General features: G+C 38.3%; 16 protein-coding genes. 10 read left to right on the forward strand and 6 right to left on the reverse strand.

Going from position 1 to position 18,201, the window contains the following annotated elements:
• Window positions 1–91: 91 nt before the first annotated feature.
• Together AC1DNH_RS12780 and mfd are read right to left on the reverse strand one after the other, a co-directional pair.
• The gene (locus tag AC1DNH_RS12780) at window positions 92–310 is read right to left on the reverse strand and encodes a DUF3820 family protein (RefSeq protein WP_477578950.1); all 219 of its coding nucleotides are present in this window, start codon (window positions 308–310) and stop codon (window positions 92–94) included.
• 2 nt (window positions 311–312) lie between these two features.
• Entirely contained in the window at window positions 313–3,651 is a 3,339-nt protein-coding gene (gene mfd / locus AC1DNH_RS12785) for a transcription-repair coupling factor (protein WP_477608255.1), read from the reverse strand.
• Window positions 3,652–3,881: 230 nt separating this feature from the next.
• Between mfd and AC1DNH_RS12790 the strand changes: the two genes are divergently transcribed.
• The 5 genes from AC1DNH_RS12790 to AC1DNH_RS12810 all read left to right on the forward strand — a co-directional run bounded on the left by AC1DNH_RS12790 (window position 3,882) and on the right by AC1DNH_RS12810 (window position 8,485).
• Window positions 3,882–4,184, forward strand: a complete 303-nt coding sequence (locus AC1DNH_RS12790; RefSeq protein ID WP_477584607.1) for a DUF2752 domain-containing protein — start codon at window positions 3,882–3,884, stop codon at window positions 4,182–4,184.
• A gap of 5 nt (window positions 4,185–4,189) precedes the next feature.
• Window positions 4,190–4,558: a TM2 domain-containing protein gene (locus AC1DNH_RS12795; protein ID WP_029274914.1), complete on the forward strand. Its 369-nt coding sequence runs from the start codon at window positions 4,190–4,192 to the stop codon at window positions 4,556–4,558.
• 425 nt (window positions 4,559–4,983) lie between these two features.
• On the forward strand, window positions 4,984–6,081 hold the full coding sequence (locus tag AC1DNH_RS12800; protein ID WP_477584605.1) for a Nif3-like dinuclear metal center hexameric protein: 1,098 nt from the start codon (window positions 4,984–4,986) through the stop codon (window positions 6,079–6,081).
• The gene (locus AC1DNH_RS12805) at window positions 6,081–6,824 is read left to right on the forward strand and encodes a zinc ribbon domain-containing protein (protein WP_477584604.1); all 744 of its coding nucleotides are present in this window, start codon (window positions 6,081–6,083) and stop codon (window positions 6,822–6,824) included. Before AC1DNH_RS12800 ends, AC1DNH_RS12805 begins: the two co-directional genes overlap by 1 nt.
• Window positions 6,825–6,997: 173 nt before the next feature.
• The gene (locus AC1DNH_RS12810) at window positions 6,998–8,485 is read left to right on the forward strand and encodes a YfgM family protein (RefSeq protein ID WP_477625422.1); all 1,488 of its coding nucleotides are present in this window, start codon (window positions 6,998–7,000) and stop codon (window positions 8,483–8,485) included.
• Here AC1DNH_RS12810 and AC1DNH_RS12815 read toward each other — a convergent pair.
• A complete protein-coding gene (locus AC1DNH_RS12815; RefSeq protein WP_477584602.1) occupies window positions 8,482–9,558 on the reverse strand; it encodes a 3-oxoacyl-ACP synthase III family protein in 1,077 nt (358 codons plus the stop codon). The genes AC1DNH_RS12810 and AC1DNH_RS12815 overlap by 4 nt on opposite strands.
• A 270-nt stretch (window positions 9,559–9,828) precedes the next feature.
• On the opposite strand from AC1DNH_RS12815, the gene AC1DNH_RS12820 reads away from it, so the two are divergent.
• A complete protein-coding gene (locus AC1DNH_RS12820) occupies window positions 9,829–10,818 on the forward strand; it encodes a hypothetical protein (protein ID WP_477584601.1) in 990 nt (329 codons plus the stop codon).
• Between the two features lie 128 nt (window positions 10,819–10,946).
• Here the strand turns inward: AC1DNH_RS12820 and AC1DNH_RS12825 are convergent, their stop codons facing one another.
• The 3 genes from AC1DNH_RS12825 to rsfS all read right to left on the reverse strand — a co-directional run bounded on the left by AC1DNH_RS12825 (window position 10,947) and on the right by rsfS (window position 14,072).
• On the reverse strand, window positions 10,947–11,591 hold the full coding sequence (locus AC1DNH_RS12825) for a LutC/YkgG family protein (protein WP_477584600.1): 645 nt from the start codon (window positions 11,589–11,591) through the stop codon (window positions 10,947–10,949).
• A 63-nt stretch (window positions 11,592–11,654) separates the two neighbouring features.
• The gene (gene ftsH / locus AC1DNH_RS12830) at window positions 11,655–13,670 is read right to left on the reverse strand and encodes an ATP-dependent zinc metalloprotease FtsH (protein WP_215165229.1); all 2,016 of its coding nucleotides are present in this window, start codon (window positions 13,668–13,670) and stop codon (window positions 11,655–11,657) included.
• 27 nt (window positions 13,671–13,697) lie between these two features.
• The gene (rsfS, locus tag AC1DNH_RS12835) at window positions 13,698–14,072 is read right to left on the reverse strand and encodes a ribosome silencing factor (protein ID WP_057930976.1); all 375 of its coding nucleotides are present in this window, start codon (window positions 14,070–14,072) and stop codon (window positions 13,698–13,700) included.
• Between the two features lie 44 nt (window positions 14,073–14,116).
• Here rsfS and AC1DNH_RS12840 point away from each other — a divergent pair, with 44 nt between their 5' ends.
• From AC1DNH_RS12840 to pfkA, 4 genes are all read left to right on the forward strand, one after another.
• Entirely contained in the window at window positions 14,117–14,893 is a 777-nt protein-coding gene (locus AC1DNH_RS12840) for a biotin--[acetyl-CoA-carboxylase] ligase (RefSeq protein ID WP_477582156.1), read from the forward strand.
• A 7-nt stretch (window positions 14,894–14,900) separates the two neighbouring features.
• Window positions 14,901–15,350: a protein-disulfide reductase DsbD domain-containing protein gene (locus AC1DNH_RS12845; protein ID WP_477582158.1), complete on the forward strand. Its 450-nt coding sequence runs from the start codon at window positions 14,901–14,903 to the stop codon at window positions 15,348–15,350.
• Between the two features lie 150 nt (window positions 15,351–15,500).
• Window positions 15,501–17,195: a protein-disulfide reductase DsbD family protein gene (locus AC1DNH_RS12850; protein WP_477582159.1), complete on the forward strand. Its 1,695-nt coding sequence runs from the start codon at window positions 15,501–15,503 to the stop codon at window positions 17,193–17,195.
• A complete protein-coding gene (gene pfkA, locus AC1DNH_RS12855; RefSeq protein ID WP_029274900.1) occupies window positions 17,188–18,171 on the forward strand; it encodes a 6-phosphofructokinase in 984 nt (327 codons plus the stop codon). The genes AC1DNH_RS12850 and pfkA overlap by 8 nt, the downstream gene beginning before the upstream one ends.
• Window positions 18,172–18,201: the final 30 nt, after the last annotated feature.

Raw genomic sequence — 18,201 nt, forward strand, 5'->3', positions numbered from 1 at the left:
ATGACGATTCCTCTATACCTGCCACCATCACTTTTTGGTTCGGGAAGACAATAGCCCGGAATAAATGTTCGCATTAACCTATCATTCTTAACTACCGATTTTGATTCTTCAATGGCGTTAACAGATACTCTAAACCATTCACCCGAATTTCGAACATCGTAGCCAATAAATCGCCCAATTTCCCTTTTGGGAAGCCTTTATCCTTATACCAAAGCAAATAACTTTCGGGGATATTGCAGATCAGGTAACCTTTGTATTTTCCATAAGGCATTTGCATTTTCACTAAATCGAGCAATAAGGTTGGGTCCATGGTTAATCGATTAGTTCTAAAGTTTGAATTGCTTCTTCAACAGTACTTATGTTATCAAAAGCAATTCTTAATGTATTTTTTACTTCTTTTAAATTACACATACGTGGGTGGTTCTGCGCAAAAGTTAAAATCTTGGTAAAGGTATTCGAATCGAAATAAGTAGATTGTTTATCGCTTAAGAAATATCCGCGCAAACTATTTTTCTTAAAACTAATTTTCTCGAAACCCAATTTCTTGCCCAACCATTGCAAACGTACCACACTGAGCATGGTTTTTACCTGTGGCGGAACAGGACCGAAACGATCGGCCAAATGTTTTTCAAAAATGGCTAATTCCGCTTCATTATCGAGTTTAGAAAGCTCGGTATATAAATTGTAACGCTCGGTAATATTGGTAATGTATGCGTCAGGGATATATAGTTCCAAGTCGGTATCTACCTGCGTAAAGCCTACAAACGGACGGGCAGGTTCATTTTCGAACAGACCTTTAAACTCAGCTTCTTTTAATTCCTGGATGGCTTCATCCAATATCTTGTGGTACATCTCAAACCCGATTTCGGCAATAAAACCACTTTGTTCGGCGCCCAATAAATTACCACTTCCACGGATATCCAGATCGCGCATGGCCACGTTAAAGCCGCTTCCCAAGTCAGAAAACTCTTCAATGGCGCTTAAACGCTTCCGGGCTTCAGAAGTTAAAGTTGATAATGGCGGCGAAAGCAAATAACAGAAAGCTTTTTTGTTGCTCCTACCTACCCGGCCACGCATCTGATGCAAATCACTCAAACCAAACATGTGCGCATGGTTAATAATGATGGTATTGGCATTTGGAATATCTAAACCTGCTTCTATAATAGTTGTGGCTACCAGAACATCTTTTTCACCATTAATGAAATCGAGCATTACATCTTCGAGTTGATCGCCATCTAACTGCCCGTGCGCAATACCGATCCTCGCTTTTGGAACCAGTTTCTGGATCAATCCACCCAATTGCATCAGATCATTTACACGGTTATGGATAAAGAAAACCTGTCCGCCGCGGTCTAACTCGAACTGAACGGCCTCTTGAATCAGTTTATCGTTAAAAACATGTAACTCGGTACTCACTGGTTGCCGGTTTGGTGGCGGCGTACTGATGATGGATAAATCTCTTGCCCCCATTAAAGAAAAATGCAGTGTTCTCGGGATCGGAGTCGCGGTAAGTGTTAAAGTATCAACGTTTACCCTTACAGCTTTTAACCTTTCTTTTGCAGTAACGCCAAATTTCTGCTCTTCATCAATAATCATGATGCCGAGATCCTTAAACTTTACATCCTTGCTTAGCAAACGGTGTGTGCCGATTAATATATCAACCTTACCAGCTGCGGCTTCGGCAAGGGTATCTTTAATCTGTTTACTGGTTTTAAAACGGTTAATGTAATCAACCGTAACCGGGAAATCTTTTAAACGCGACGAAAAAGTTTTGAAATGTTGTAAAGCCAAAATTGTGGTAGGCACTAAAATAGCGGCCTGTTTACCTTCTGCTACTGCTTTAAATGCAGCACGTACTGCAATCTCTGTTTTTCCGAAACCAACATCACCACAAACCAAACGATCCATTGGATGTGGTGATTCCATATCCTTTTTCACGTCTTGGGTAGCCTTTAACTGATCGGGAGTGTCCTCATAAATAAAAGAAGCCTCCAGTTCAGTTTGTAAATAGCTATCTGGCGAAAATGCCGTTCCGGCCTGGGTTTTGCGCAAAGCATAAAGCTTGATCAAATCCCGGGCGATATCTTTAACTTTTTTTTTAGTAGTTTTTTTTAGCTTATCCCAGGCATCAGTACCCAGCTTATTCATCTTGGGTACTCCACTCTCTTTGCCACTGTATTTGGCAATGCGGTTTAACGAGTTGATGTTTACATAAAGCAGATCGTTATCCGCATAAATTAAACGGATCATCTCCTGGGTTTTACCATTTACCTCAACCTTTTCAAGCCCGGCATATTTGCCGATGCCATGATCGATGTGGGTAACATAATCGCCGGATTTTAGTTCTCGAAGATCTTTTAGAGTAATGGCCTGGCTTTTCTGATAGCCTTTTTTAAGCTTGTATTTATAGTAACGATCAAAAATCTGGTGATCGGTATAAAATGCCGTCTGGATCTGTGGATCTATAAAACCCTCGCGAAGCATGCTGTTAATTGGCGTAAACTTGGCCGTTTTATCAATATCCTCTAAAATAGCATATAACCGCTCGATCTGTTTTGGCGAATCGGTAAAAATAAAATTAACAATGCCGGCTTTTTCATTTTCCTTAAGGTTGTGAATGAGTAGATTGAAATCTTTATTGAATGAAGGTTGTGGCTTGGTTTCAAACTCAAAACGGTTATCCGTTTTATAAAAAAACTGCTTTCCAAATTCTATCAAAGGAAAATCCTGAAGATGATCACCCAACAATTTTTCGTCTGTAAAGGCAAACTTAGGGTCGATCCATTCAGGGTTTTGGGTTTTATCTGTTATAGATAAAGCTTTCCAAAGTTCAACGGCTTTTTTATAGCCAGCTTTAATAATATCAAGGGTAAACTCAACATCTTTAAACCAGAGCTGTGTATCCTGATCGATATAATCGAGGATGCTGATATTGCTTTCGGTCAAAAATTTCGCCTGAACGTTTGGCACAATTGTAAGCGACTTAACATCGGCAACCGAAAGCTGACTTTCAATTTCAAAGCTCCTGATGCTTTCTACCTCATCACCAAAAAACTCAATACGGTAAGGCAAATCAGATGAAAAAGAGAATATGTCTACAATACCGCCGCGGATAGAAAATTGGCCTGGTTCGTAAACAAAATCTCTTCTATCAAAATCGTAATCAATTAAAAATTCGTTGATAAAATCAATGCCCAACTTGGCGCCTAAACTAATTTCTAAAGTGTTTTTTTCTAAAGCAGAGCGGTCAATAACCTTTTCGGCGATGGCTTCGGGATAAGAAACCACAATTTTTCCGTATTCCGAATCGTGATTCAGTTCGTTCAAAACCTCCGCACGGGCCAAAACGTTGGCCGTATCTACTTGTGTAAAATCAAATGATTTGCGGTAAGAAGAAGGAAACAATAAAACCTGTTTATCCAAAACGCTTTCCAGGTCAGACTGAAAATAAGCAGCTTCTTCTCTATCCGGTAGAACGAACAGTAGGGGTTTATGTAATATAAAGTAAGAAGACAGGGCAACAATAGCATCGGCCGAACCCACCAATCCCTTTAATTGTATCTTTGGGTTTTTGCTGCTGTTCAACGCTTTGGTAAATTGGGTTACCCTATCGTCGGTTTTGTATCTGTTTATTAAATCGCGAATGTTCAAGGCACAAAAATAAGCTTATCTTTTAATATTAACCTGCAATTTGTGTAAAGGTTTTTTTAACTATTTTTGGCTGGGTTACGGTGTTGAAAAACAAAAAGCAAAATAAATAAGATCTTTTGTTAGATTCCATTACTCGTTTTGTCGAAATATATCCCCCATTCGTCGATTAAGGGCAAATTGATGTAACAAAGGTGGTGTTATAACCTCTAAATTGTATAAAAAGTGAAACAATGAAGTACATTAAAAGCTTTCCACTAGAACTTTTTTTCTGGGTAGCAGCTTTAGTATTACTGGCAACAACGAATGGCCACGAGCATCACTTCACACTTTGTCCGCTAGCCAATTTAGGTTTTGAGGATTGGTGTCCGGGATGTGGTATAGGCAGGTCAATCAGTCATATTTTACATGGCGAGTTTACCAAAAGCTTTTCCGAACATTGGTTTGGGTTTCCGGCACTTTTGATTATAGTTTATAGAATTTACACATTGATAAAAAATAAAAAAACGTTTAAAATTTCAACCACAAATACATAGCAACCATGGATATATTTCAATCACCTCTAATGTCGTTACCAGGTATAACGCCAGAAGAATTCTCATACTTACAACAAGCTACCACCGGATTAACCGAACAACAGTTGCGTAACTTCTTAATGGTTTACAGCAGCAAAAGGAAAAATCCATCAGATATGCTAATTTTCTGTTTAATCGGTTTATTTGCTGTCCCAGGATTACAAAGGTTTATCATCGGGCAGATCGGAATGGGTATTTTATACCTCTTAACCGCAGGTTTATGTTTTATCGGATCGATCATCGATGTCGTAAACCACAAAACCCTTGCTTTTGAACATAACCAAAAAATGGTTTTCGAAAGCTTGCAGATGGTAAGAATGGGCGGTTTTCAGTAAACTTTCACTTTTAGGATCCTTAATAATTTTTTGAAAAGCAAAGACAGCGCAATTATTAATGTTCGTCCCGCCATACACGACAAGTCCGCACCCAATGAAAAATTGGGTTTGCGGGCTTTTTGTTTCTGTCGGGTTTGTAAACCTGGGTTTGTTCGTGCTTAGGTTAGTTTTTACCTGCCCTTCCCACAATATGATAACTTAAGGAGAAAACAAAAAATATTGTCAGTCTGAGCCTGCGAAGGACAAATATTTTTTGTTTCGGATATTAAGCGGTCTTCGACAAGCTCAGACTGACAACAATTATACTTGAACTGATTATATTGGAAATGGTTTTGTTGAACTTTAAGTGGGCCTGTACATTTTCAAAACAAAAACATTAATTATTTCTCTTATCAAGAAAACCCCAAATTTTCTATATTTATCAAATGAAATTAGCTGAAATTACCAATTATTTAGAAAGCATAGCACCACTTAATTATCAGGAAGATTATGATAACTCTGGTTTGATTGTGGGCGATCCGAATATGGAAATCCATGGGGCTTTAGTGGCTTTAGATTGTGTAGAAAAGATTGTAGATGAAGCAATTTCAACAGGCTGCAATCTGATTATTACCCACCACCCAATTGTTTTTAAAGGTTTAAAAAAACTAAACGGTAAAAATTATGTGGAGCGCGTAGTGCTTAAGGCAATTAAGAATAATATTGCACTTTATGCTATTCATACGAATCTTGATAGCGTTCATACTGGTGTAAATGCGAGGATTTGCGAGCGTTTGGGCTTAACAGGAACTAAAGTGCTTTCGCCGAAAACAGGCCTTTTGAAAAAACTGGTTACCTATTGCCCGCAGGCCCAGGCAGAGCAATTGCGTTCGGCATTATTTTATGCCGGAGCAGGTAACATTGGCAATTATAGTGAGTGCAGTTTCAATGCCGATGGCTTTGGCACCTTTAAAGGTAACGAAGATGCTGATCCTTTTGTAGGTGAGAGAGGCGTTCGCCACCGTGAGGCCGAAGTGCGGATTGAAATGGTTTACCCTACACAAGCCGAACGCAAAATCCTGGTTGCTTTGTTCGAGAACCATCCTTATGAAGAAGTAGCCTACGATATTTACAAACTCGAAAATAAACACCAATTGGTGGGCTCGGGCATGGTAGGCTGGTTGGAATACGATATGGATGCCTATGATTTTTTACATTTGGTAAAAGATAGAATGCAGGCCAAAGTGGTTAGGCACACCGAGGTAATTGGCAAAAGAATTAAAAAAGTGGCGGTCTGCGGCGGCTCGGGAAGCTTCCTGTTAAAAGAGGCCATTGCTGCCGGAGCAGATGCTTTTATTACCGCAGATTTTAAATATCACGAGTTTTTTGATGCGGAGGAAAAATTGATCATTGCCGACATCGGACACTTTGAAACTGAACAATTTACCTCAAATTTATTGCTTGAAATTATTCGGAAAAAATTTACTAACTTTGCAATCCGTTTAACGGAGCAAAATACAAACCCCATAAATTACTTGTTTTAATGGAACAAACCGTAGAACAAAAGCTAAAGGCTTTATACGAATTACAAAATATCCACACAAAAATTGATAAGATCCGCCAGGTACGTGGTGAATTACCAATGGAAGTTGCCGATCTTGAGGATGACGTTTTAGGATTAGAAACTAGAATTGCAAAAATCAAAGGCGAACTTGATGATCTTGAGGATTCAATCGTAACCCGTAAAAATACAATTAAAGATGCGCAAGCTGCCATCAAAAGATACGATACTCAATTAAAAGAAGTTAAAAACAACCGTGAATACGATGCTTTAACAAAAGAAATTGAGATTCAAGGTTTAGATATTCAGGTTTCTGAAAAGAAAATTAAAGAACACGGTTTCGAAATCACTTCTAAAACTGAAATCTACGAAGCTGCTAAAGCTGAGTTAGATGGCAGAAAGAAAGATTTAGAAGTTAAAAAAGGCGAGCTTGATGTAATTACTGCTGAAACTGAAAAAGAAGAGCATGATTTACAAAAGAAAGCTGATAAAGCCGAGCCTCAAATCGAAGAGCGTTTATTGGTTGCCTACAAACGTTTACGCAAAAATGCTGTAAATGGTTTAGCTGTGGTAACAATCGATCGCGATTCTTGCTCAGGTTGTTTTAACCAGATTCCACCTCAACGTCAGTTAGATATCCGCCAACGTAAAAAAATTATCGTTTGCGAACACTGCGGGCGTATTTTGGTTGATGAAGCTTTAACGCACGAAGTAGCAGAAGCTTAATCCGCATCATAAATTATTAGAACGTCCCGATTTAATCGGGACGTTTTTTGTTTAGACCTATTTTCTGGCGTTTACACAAAACAAGAATATGATTTTAGCGTTTAATGTAGATATTTGTTTAAATGTGAACTACTGTTGCTATAGCACAGGATCAAACTGAAATATATTCCCGAATGAATAAAATCTTCCCTGCTTTTGCGTTTTCTGCTCTTCTCTTATTTCCAGCATCCTTATTTGCAAATTTCGACTTTAACAACAATTGCTTAAATGCCTATAAAAGTATATTCGAACTTAAATTAGGCAATGCAAGGGCTTATATCTCTACCGAAAAAAAACAGCACCCCAATAATTCCATTATTCCACTTTTAGAAAACTATGTAGATTATTTTACGGTTTTAACTTCTGAAAGCAAAGCTGATTTTGATCGCTTAAAAGGCAATAAATCTACAAGGTTAGATCAAATAAGTGATGACGATAAAAGGTCACCGTACTACCTGTATGCGCAGGCAGAAATTAATTTGCAATGGGCGCTGATCCGTGGGCGTTTTGGTGAATATTTTAATGCTGCAATGGAGGTTAAAAAGGCCAACAGCCTTTTGCAGGAGAACAATAAGAAGTTTCCTAATTTTCATCTTAACTTAAAAGGTTTGGGGTTGATTAATGCGGTTTTGGGCAATCTTCCGGATGGGGCATTAAAAACGGCATTATCTACTTTTGGGATAAAAGGCAACCTCCAGAACGGATTAAATATGTTCGAAAAACTGGCAGATAATCTGCCGAAATCATCTTACGAGCCTTTTTACGAAGAAGTGGTGTTTTATTATGCCTATGTGTTAACCGATGTAGCGCATAGCCCACAGGCTTATGCAAAAACCATAAAGTATACCGAGCGGATTGCCGATACCAGTTTGTTAAAAAGTTATTTGCAGAGTTATGTATGCATTAAAAATGGACATAGCGAAGAAGCCATCGCCATTTTGGCCAAGCGGCCTGAAGGAGGGGTTTATCAGCCTTTTCCTTATTTAGATTATCTGGAGGGTATTGCGCACCTAAATAAACTAGATCTTAATTCAGGAACCTATTTTAACCGCTTTTTGCAGACAACCAAGGGTGTAAATTTTGTGAAGGACGCTTACCTTCATTTGGGCTGGATCTCTCTTCTGAAGGGAGACAAAGCGGCTTACACGGCATTTGCAGCCAAGGCAGTTAAAAACGGATATACCTACATGGAAAAAGACAAACAGGCGAAAGCCGAAGCTGCTTCAGGAACGCCAACAGTTGATCTGTTGAAAGCCCGGCTACTTTTTGATGGGGGTTATTTGAACAGGGCCTTACAGATCCTTGGTGATAAGAAAGTAACGGATTACACCAGCGATAAAGACAAAACAGAACTGAATTACCGTTTGGGTAGAATTTATGATGATTTAGGGAAAGACGATCAAGCATTAATAGCTTATCAGGAGACCATTAATGAAGGCAAAAATTTAAAATATTACTTTGCCGCCAACGCTGCTGTGCAGATGGGTAAGGTTTACGAAAGAAGGAAAAATAACACGAAAGCGAAAGAGGCTTTCAATACAGCCATTGCCATGAAAAATCATGAATTTGAAAGCAGCATTGAAAGCCAGGCCAGAGCCGGATTAAAACGGTTAGCAAATTAGAAGCGGTGTATAAAGGCATTAATGTGCATCCCTGCTCCTACCGAAGCAAAAACAGCTACATCGCCAGCCTTAACTTTATAGCCTTTAACTTCGCCTTTTAGTACCAGGTCTAATAAGGTTGGTATGGTGGCAACTGAACTGTTTCCTAACCATGAAATCGTCATTGGGACTAAGTTTTCTGGCACTGTATCTTTGCCATAAAGCTTAAACAAACGTTTCATAATAGCCGTATCCATTTTTCCATTAGCCTGGTGAACAAATACGATATTTACATCTTCAACGCTTAAGCCTGCTTTATCAATGGCCTTTTTAATCACCTGAGGCACCTGAATTACCGCAAACTCGTACAGCTTACGCCCGTTCATTTTTAAATAGAGGTTTCCATTGGTTTCATCAGGATGAGCGCTCTTGCCCATGGTTAATAAATTGCCATGGTTTACGGCATGCGTTTCTGTCTTATGTGCTAGAATTCCTCTTTTTTCTTCTGATTTTTCTGCCTCGAAAATTACGGCGCCAGCACCATCCGAAAAGATCATGCTATCACGGTCGTGCGGATCGATAATGCGGCTTAAGGTTTCTGCACCAATAACCATAACACGTTTCGCATCTCCGCTTTTAATATAATAATCTGCCTGTATTGCACCTTGAACCCATCCTGGACAACCAAAAATGATGTCGTAGGCAACACAGTCTGGATTTTGAATGCCTAACTGTTGTTTTACCTTTGAAGCTAAAGAAGGCAAAATGTCTATGCGGTTGCTACCTAAAGGGATATCGCCAAAATTATGACAGAATATAATATAGTCTAAGGTTTCTTTATCAATTCCTGCATTTTCAATGGCTTTTTCTGCAGCCTTTGCGCCAATATGATTGCTTAACTGCTCGGGGCAGGCGTAGCGTCTTTCTACGATTTCCGTTATCTCAGAGAATTTATCAATGATCTCTGAATTCTCTTTCTCCAATAGATTCCCATTCTCAAAAAACGTAGAATTTAGGAATTCACTACCAGAAATAATATTCTGTGGGATATAACTTCCAGTACCGGTTATTACCGTATTTATTGCTCTGCTCATAATTATAATACCGCATACTAAAACGGTATGTAGTATAAAAATATCAATTATATTCGAGAAACGAAAATAAATTAAAATATTAACGGAGCTTATTTTCAATTGCGGATTTTAATAATCCTGCTTTTCCGGTTATGTTGAGCTTTTGCGCCATATTTTTACCTAATATTTCATAAATATAGTATATAAACCACCTAACTAAATATACCCAGTAAAGGGTATATAAATGGTTTAGTTGATCGGGTATTTTTACCATGAATTAAACGAAATAAAATGAAAAGTTTCTTGACCATTGTTTTGCTCCTGTTTATGGTACAGGTGGCAAATGCGCAATCGCATGTTTCGAAGAGCGAATATGCCCGTTATAATTGCAGGTTTGCACCTAAAGGCTGGAATAACGCTGAAGGAAAACTGATGTGCCCCGCTTGTGACAAAGAAAATGAGGACGCTCGCAAAAAGAAAATCGCGGATGATAAAGCTGCTTCCGTTGCACATAATTTAAAAAATGAAAAACTTAAAGCAGAAAATGCAATTGCCTTTAAAAAGAAACAGGCAGAATACGCAGCGAAGAATAAAGTAACTGAAGTGCATGTTACCATGGGCAAAACAGCTGTAACCGATAGTAAAAAACCAGAGCCGCCCGTAAAGAAAGGACCAGTTAAATTGGGCAAAGATATACAGCTCTATGCTGGTTGGGGAATGGGAATGTTTACCCACAATGGCCGGACTAATTGTTTTTTAAACGAGAATAAAGATACTGTGCTAAAGAGTAACGATTATTTAGAGGCTTATGCTGTAATGGGCGAAAACAAAAATAATTTTCCAAAGAACATTGGTATAGTGCTTTTAAAGGAGACCAATAAAATATCAAATGGAAGAGAACAGAATGTTGCCGATATAGTTGACCTTAAAGGAAAAAGGCATTTCAACGACAATACCATTAGTACCATTTTCCACCTGGCTGATGATTATTTTGTGGTGTGCAAAAGTCCAACACTTCCTGAATGGCGCTCTTATGGAAACAATTATACGGGTTACGAAAATGTTGAAATTTACAATCTCAAAACCAAGAAAAGTATAAAACTGGATAAGGATGCTGGCCGGTTTGTAAGCATATCCATTTATGTTGGTGGGCGTAAAATGGGCGACCCAGGTCTAGAACCTTTTCTCTCTCGTGTATATATCAATTATGACGAAGATGTATATTGCCTTAATGCGAATAGGGAAATGGTGGTTAAGAAAATACTAAAAGCAGATAGGTAACAACGTCCAGCAGTCAATCATTATTGGGCAATTTAAGTGTGCAGTACGGAAACTATGATTAAGGCAGTAGCAAAGTAGTTGCTGCCATTTTTAGTTCTGAGCGGTATTTGTCAAAATTAATTACAGTCTTAACTAAAATCATCAATCAGAAACACAAAAAGCTCTTTAGGTCCGTGCGCGCCTAAAACCAAAGTTTTTTCGATATCGGCAGTTCTGCTTGGGCCTGTAATGTTGCTGATCATTGATGGGATTTGATTGCCATACTTGTTCTTCAATAACAGAAAAGCATCTTTAAGATCTAAAACCAACTGACTGGTTTTGGCGATCACGATGTGATGATGTGGAAAGATACTAAGCCTTCTTCCTGCAGCACCCTGGTTAGTTACCATTACACTTCCATTACGGGCAATTAAGGCTTCGCAAAGGGTAATGCCTACCTCGGCCTGTTCAAAATCTTTATCGGTTTGGTAAAAAGGAAATTCATATTTGCTCAAAAACTGTTGAAGTTCTGGTTCCCAGCAGTATATTTTCCGCCATTTAAACTTGTCGGCCAGCTGTAGCATGTTTTCAAAAAAATCGATCCCGTCTTCGCAGAAGATAAAGTTGCCAGATACGGCGGTGAGCTGTTCGGCAAATAATACCTCTAGCTCATCTGTATTTTTTTTATACAATTGACTTTCTTCTAAATTAGGATAAGGGTTTTCGCGCTTCTCTAATAGTGCTTTCCTTATCTTTTTTAGTATTTGTTCTTTCGCTGTCGTATTATCCTTCATTATAAAAAAAAGCTACCCTAATAATTAAACTAGGGTAGCAAATGTAATAATAGAAATTATTATTTATGCTTCTACCGGAGTAATATGTCCGGGAGTTCCGCTTTCTCCTTGGTTTTCGAATAATCGTTTACCAAAAATCACTTCTAAATCGTCTTTAAATAAAACTTCTTTTTCAATCAGGATATCAGCCAATTGGATCAATTTATCTTTATTTTCTTCCAATAAACTAATTGCTCTTTGGTATTGGCCTTCAATTAATGCCGAAATTTCTTTGTCGATAGTTAAAGCGGTATCCTCTGAATATGGTTTAGAGAAATTATACTCGTTCTGACCAGATGAATCATAATAAGTAATGTTTCCTAATTTATCGTTCAAACCATAAATGGTAACCATTGCTCTGGCTTGTTTGTTCACTTTCTCTAAATCGCTAAGTGCACCGGTAGAAATGGTATCGAACATCACTTTTTCAGCTGCCCTACCACCCATAGTTGCACACATTTCATCAAGCATTTGGTGAGGGCGAACAATTAAGCGTTCTTCAGGCAAATACCAGGCTGCACCTAGGCTCTGTCCGCGTGGTACAATAGTAACCTTAACTAAAGGCGCCGCATGTTCTAACAACCAGCTTACTGTGGCGTGACCAGCCTCGTGTATCGCAATAGCGCGTTTTTCGGCTGGTGTAATGATTTTGTTTTTCTTTTCTAAACCACCTACAATTCTATCAACAGCATCTAAGAAATCTTGCTTATCAACTGCCGATTTATTTTTACGGGCAGCAATTAATGCCGCTTCGTTACAAACATTTGCAATGTCTGCTCCTGAGAACCCAGGCGTTTGTTTTGCTAAAAATTCGGTATCAAGCTCTTCTGATTTTTTAAGCGGAGTGATGTGAACTTCGAAAATTTGTTTACGCTCGATAACATCCGGTAAATCAACATAAATCTGTCTGTCGAATCTACCTGCTCTTAATAATGCCTTATCTAATACATCGGCACGGTTAGTGGCAGCTAAGATAATAACGTGTGTATTCGTGCCAAAACCATCCATTTCAACTAAAAGTTGATTTAAGGTGTTTTCGCGTTCATCATTTCCACCCATTACACCGTTTTTACCACGGGCACGGCCAATAGCATCAATCTCATCAATAAAGATGATACATGGCGATTTATCTTTTGCTTGTTTAAATAAGTCGCGAACACGAGATGCACCTACCCCTACAAACATCTCTACAAAATCTGATCCTGACAGAGAGAAGAAAGGAACCTGAGCCTCGCCTGCAACAGCTTTAGCCAACAAGGTTTTACCAGTACCCGGCGAACCTACAAGTAAAGCACCTTTAGGGATCTTTCCACCTAAATCGGTATATTTTTTAGGGTTTTTTAGGAAATCTACAATTTCCATTACCTCTGTTTTTGCTTCTTCTAAACCTGCAACATCGTTGAACGTAATGTTTACCTGGCTTTCTTTATCAAATAAAGTTGCTTTTGATTTTCCGATACTGAAAATCTGACCGCCACCGCCAGCACCACCGCCCATTCTGCGCATCATAAAGATCCAGAAACCGATTAAAAGCAACACAGGTAAAATGATACTTAAGAACCAGCTTGCTAACGGATTGCTGCGACTGGTTTTTTCCGCCAATACCCTTGGTTGGTTAGCAGGAAGATCTTTTTGCGAATCGGCAAGTTGTTTGTCAAGGCCATCCATCGTACCTGCATTGAAATATACAACAGGGCTAGCTGTGTTATTTACACTAAAAGTGTTATTACTTTTATATGCATCGTATAATGGTTTTTTTAGGCTATCTTTTTTGATGTAAACCTCTACACGGACTAAATCGTCTGATTTATAGGCAACAACTTTCTGAACATCACCTTTAAGTAACATCTGTTGTTCAAACTTTTGATAGGTAACCTCTTTACCGCCATCGGTAGTAAATAAAAACTGTGCGGCTATAATCGCAATGATAATGGCTGCATAAACCCAGAAAATATTAAATTTTGATCCTTTTTGTGGTTTTTTAGGAATATTTGGAATTCTTTTTCCTTGTTTTTCGTTGGTATTTTGATTGTCGTTCATTTGTCTTTGTCAAAATGGTTCTATAGGTTATGCGCTTTGATAATTTGTGCTTTCTGCATCCCCCCAAAGTTCTTCTATGCCATAAAAGTGGCGCTTTTCGGTTTTAAAAATGTGCACAACCACATCGAAATAATCAAGAATAATCCAATCTGCTGATTCAAAACCTTCTTTATGTCTTGGATCGGCCTGAGTGGCTTTGTATATTTCTTTTTCTACACTATCAGCAATAGCTTTTACCTGAGTACCAGAGTTGGCGCTCGCAATAATAAAGTAATCAGCCACTGAGGTATGAATATTTCTAAGATCTAACCGCACTATATCTTCTCCTTTTTTTTCCTGTATGCCGTGAACAGCTAACTCAGAAAGGTATGTAGAAAGGGCTACTATTTTCTTTTTTACCATTAAAATGCTTTAATTTTGGAATTACAATATTATAAATTCAACACTTGCAAAATAACACTTTTTCGACACTATTTGTTGGTCAAAATTTAATCAAATTAAAAGAAGTTGATTCTACTAATAACTTTTTAAAAGATTTGGTGTCAAAATCCGAGCCATTAGCCGAAGGGACTGTAATTATGGCAGATAATCAGTTTGCCGGAAGAGGACAGCAGGAAAGCGTTTGGGAAACACAGGCAGGAAAAAATATAAGCACAAGCATTTATTTGAAACCTTCTTTTTTGCCTCTTAATAAACAGTTTTATTTAAATATGGCCGTTAGTTTAGCCGTTAGTGATGCTTTATCTTGCTTTGTACCGGGAGGGATAAAAGTAAAATGGCCTAATGATATGTATTACCAAAATAAGAAATTAGGCGGAATATTAATCGAAAATACACTGACAGGCAATTCTATTAAATCATCAGTAATTGGCATTGGTTTAAATATTAATCAATCCGAATTTTCGGATAGTATTAGCCAACGTGCTACTTCCGTCATTCAAATTTTACAAAGAGATGTGTCTTTAATGGATATTATGGATAAATTATTCATATTTATGGAAAAATACTACTTAATTTTGAGGACTGGGAAATATAGTATTTTACAAAATGATTACCTTTCAAGGCTTTATAACTTTAATATTCCAGCGTTATATATGCAAAATGGAGCGTTTTTTGAAGGTACTATAACAGGAGTTGAAGATGATGGTAGGCTAACGGTTGATACAAAGAATGGCTTAAAAGTCTTTAATTTTAAAGAAATAGAATTTACACACACAAAATAAACACACAATGAAAAAAACCACCCTAGTGCTTTCGATGGTACTTTTTACCATCGCAGGTGCATTTGCCCAAATCGAAAAACCGGTTACCTGGGCTTATTCTGCAAAGAAAATAAGTAAAGATGAAGCCGTTATATATTTAAAGGCTACAATCGAAGACAGGTGGCATATCTATTCGCAAAATGTGAAAGACGGTGGTCCGGTAAAAACTACATTTACTTTTGCCCCTTCTAAAGATTTTAGCCTGGTTGGTAAAACAATCGAGCCCAAAGCAATTGTTAAATACGAAAGTACATTTAAAATGAATGTAAGTTATTTCGAAAAAGCAGTGATTTTCCAGCAAAAGGTGAAATTAAATAAGGGTACAACTGCTGTTAAAGGAAAAGTGGAGTTTATGGTTTGTAACGATAAACAATGTCTTCCGCCAGAAGAAGTTGAGTTCAGCGTTCCGGTTAAATAGTTGACATCAAAATATTTACAAGCAGTTCCGAATTTTCGGGACTGTTTCTTTTTAAAGTAAAATCTACGTGGAGTAGTGGTTTAAAAAAAATCGTTTCTAAAATTATTCTTAATTTCACGGTTTCAAAAAATACACACACAAAACACACAAATGAAAAAGGTTTTATTATTGTTATTAATGGCTACAATGTTTATTGCATTGCCAGCCCTTAAGAGTTATGCCCTGGTAACCCAGGATACCACAGCAACTGCTCCTCCCGATGATATTGTTTTTACTGAAGTAGGTTCTGCACAGGATAGTGCAGCCAATAGCAAGGTAAAAACGGAAAAAGATACCCTAAAAAAGGATACAGCCAAAGTAGAAAAAGCTGCGGTAGCTGGTAAGGATGCCCCGAAACAATCGCTTTGGGTAACCTTTGGTTTAGGCCTTTTGGCCGGTATTGCCGCTTTTTTTCTTCCATGTATTTTTCCCATGGTTCCACTTACTGTTGGTTTTTTTACCAAAAGAGCCGAAAGCAGAGCAAAAGGAATCAGAAGTGCCATAATTTACGGCTTATCGATCATTGTAATTTATGTTGGTTTAGGCGTAATTATTACCTTGATCTGGGGCGCCAGTGCATTAAATGAAATATCTACCGATGGATTTTTTAATATTTTCATCTTTCTTATACTCATTGTTTTCGGCATATCGTTTTTAGGTGCATTCGAAATTACCCTGCCAAGTTCCTTTGTAAATAAACTTGACGCAAAATCGGATGCTAAAGGTTTAAGCGGGATCTTTTTCATGGCAGCAACCTTAGCTGTTGTTTCCTTCTCTTGCACGGGTCCACTGATCGGAACCTCATTAGTTGCCATTAATACCGATTTGCTAACACCTGTTGTGGTAATGTTTGGTTTCTCATTATCGCTAGCGGTAATTTTTACCATGTTTGCCATTTTCCCTAGTTTAATGACGGGACTGCCAAAATCTGGCGGCTGGTTAAACTCCATTAAAGTTTTTCTTGGCTTTTTAGAACTGGGCTTATCTTTAAAATTCCTTTCAACAGCCGATTTGGCTTATCACTGGGGCATATTGGATAGAGAGATTTTCTTGGCCATTTGGATTGTACTTGCGTTAATCTTAGGTGTTTATTTATTGGGAAAAATCAAATTTTCTCACGATAGTGATCTTCCCTATGTTTCTGTGACTAGATTATTTATTGCAACAGCAACTTTCGTATTTGCATTATATTTAGTGCCAGGACTATTCGGCGCACCTTTAAAAGGGGTAAGCGCATTGGTGCCGCCTTTGTCAACCCAGGATTTTGTAATCGGACAAGATAGTGGTGGTGGCGCCAGTCAAGCCAATACTCCTAGCCACCCAAAGCGGAAATATTCAGAATTCCTGCACATTCCGCATAATATTGATGGATTTTTTGATTACCAGGAAGCGTTGGCTTATGCAAAGGAGGTAAAAAAACCGTTATTCCTTGATTTTACAGGCCACGGCTGTGTAAATTGCCGCGAAATGGAGGCAAGAGTTTGGTCTGACCCGAGAGTGCTTAAAAAATTGAAAGAAGACTATATTGTTGTGTCGCTTTACACGGATGATAAAACTGATTTACCAGTTGCTGAACAATTTGATTCTAAAATTTTAGGCACAAAAGTGAATACAGTCGGTAAAAAATTTAAACATTTGCAGGCCGAAAGATTTAATACCATTTCGCAACCATATTATGTACTTTTGGGTACTGATGAAAAAGAATTAGTTTCGCCTCCTATCGGAGTAGAATTTAATATAGATAAATATTTGCAATATCTGGACAATGGATTATCAGAATTTGCCAAGAAACAAACAAATGAATAAGATTAAGAATATTGGTGTTTTAACCTCTGGCGGAGATTCGCCAGGCATGAATGCCGCAATCAGGGCTGTAGTAAGGGCCTCAATTTATTATGATATTGAAGTAACCGGGTTTATCCGTGGGTACGAAGGGTTGATCAACAATGATTTTATCCCTATGGACCGCAAATCTGTAGCAAATATTATCCAGCGCGGAGGAACCATTTTAAAAACCGCACGCAGCGAAGCTTTTAAAACCGTTGAGGGCAGAAAAACAGCTTACGAAAACCTAAAAGCCAATGGAATTGATGCCTTGGTTGTAATTGGTGGTGACGGAACATTTACAGGCGCAAATATTTTTTCAAAAGAGTTCGATTTCCCAATTGTTGGTTTGCCTGGCACTATTGATAACGATTTAGCCGGAACAGATTTTACCATTGGTTACGACTCTGCCATTAATACTGTTATCGATGCGGTGGATAGGATCAGAGATACAGCCGAATCGCACGACAGGCTTTTTATAGTGGAGGTAATGGGCCGCGACTCCGGGTTAATTGCTTTAAGAAGTGGAATTGGTGTTGGTGCCGAAGCCATTATGATTCCGGAAGCAAACATGAATGCAAACGACATTTTGCATAAACTGGAGCATAGCCGTAAAGATAAAGCCTCGAAAATTATTATCGTTGCTGAAGGTGATGATACCGGTGGCGCATTTAAGGTTGGCGAAATTCTGCAGGAAAAATACCCGCATTACGATACTAAAGTTTCAGTTTTAGGGCACATTCAGCGTGGTGGAAAACCGACCTGTATGGATCGTGTGCTGGCGAGCCGCTTAGGTGTTGCTGCTGTAGAGGGTTTAATTAATGGCGAAAGCGGTGTTATGGCTGGCCAGATTAACCGTGAAATTGTTTTTACTCCTTTTGATCATGCCATTAAACACATTAATGCAGAAAAAGTGAGCTCTAAATGGCTTAAATTAATCGATATACTTTCGTTTTAATCGAAAAACAGGATATAAAAAGAAAAGTCT

This window comes from Pedobacter sp. 01N310 (assembly GCF_056399805.1).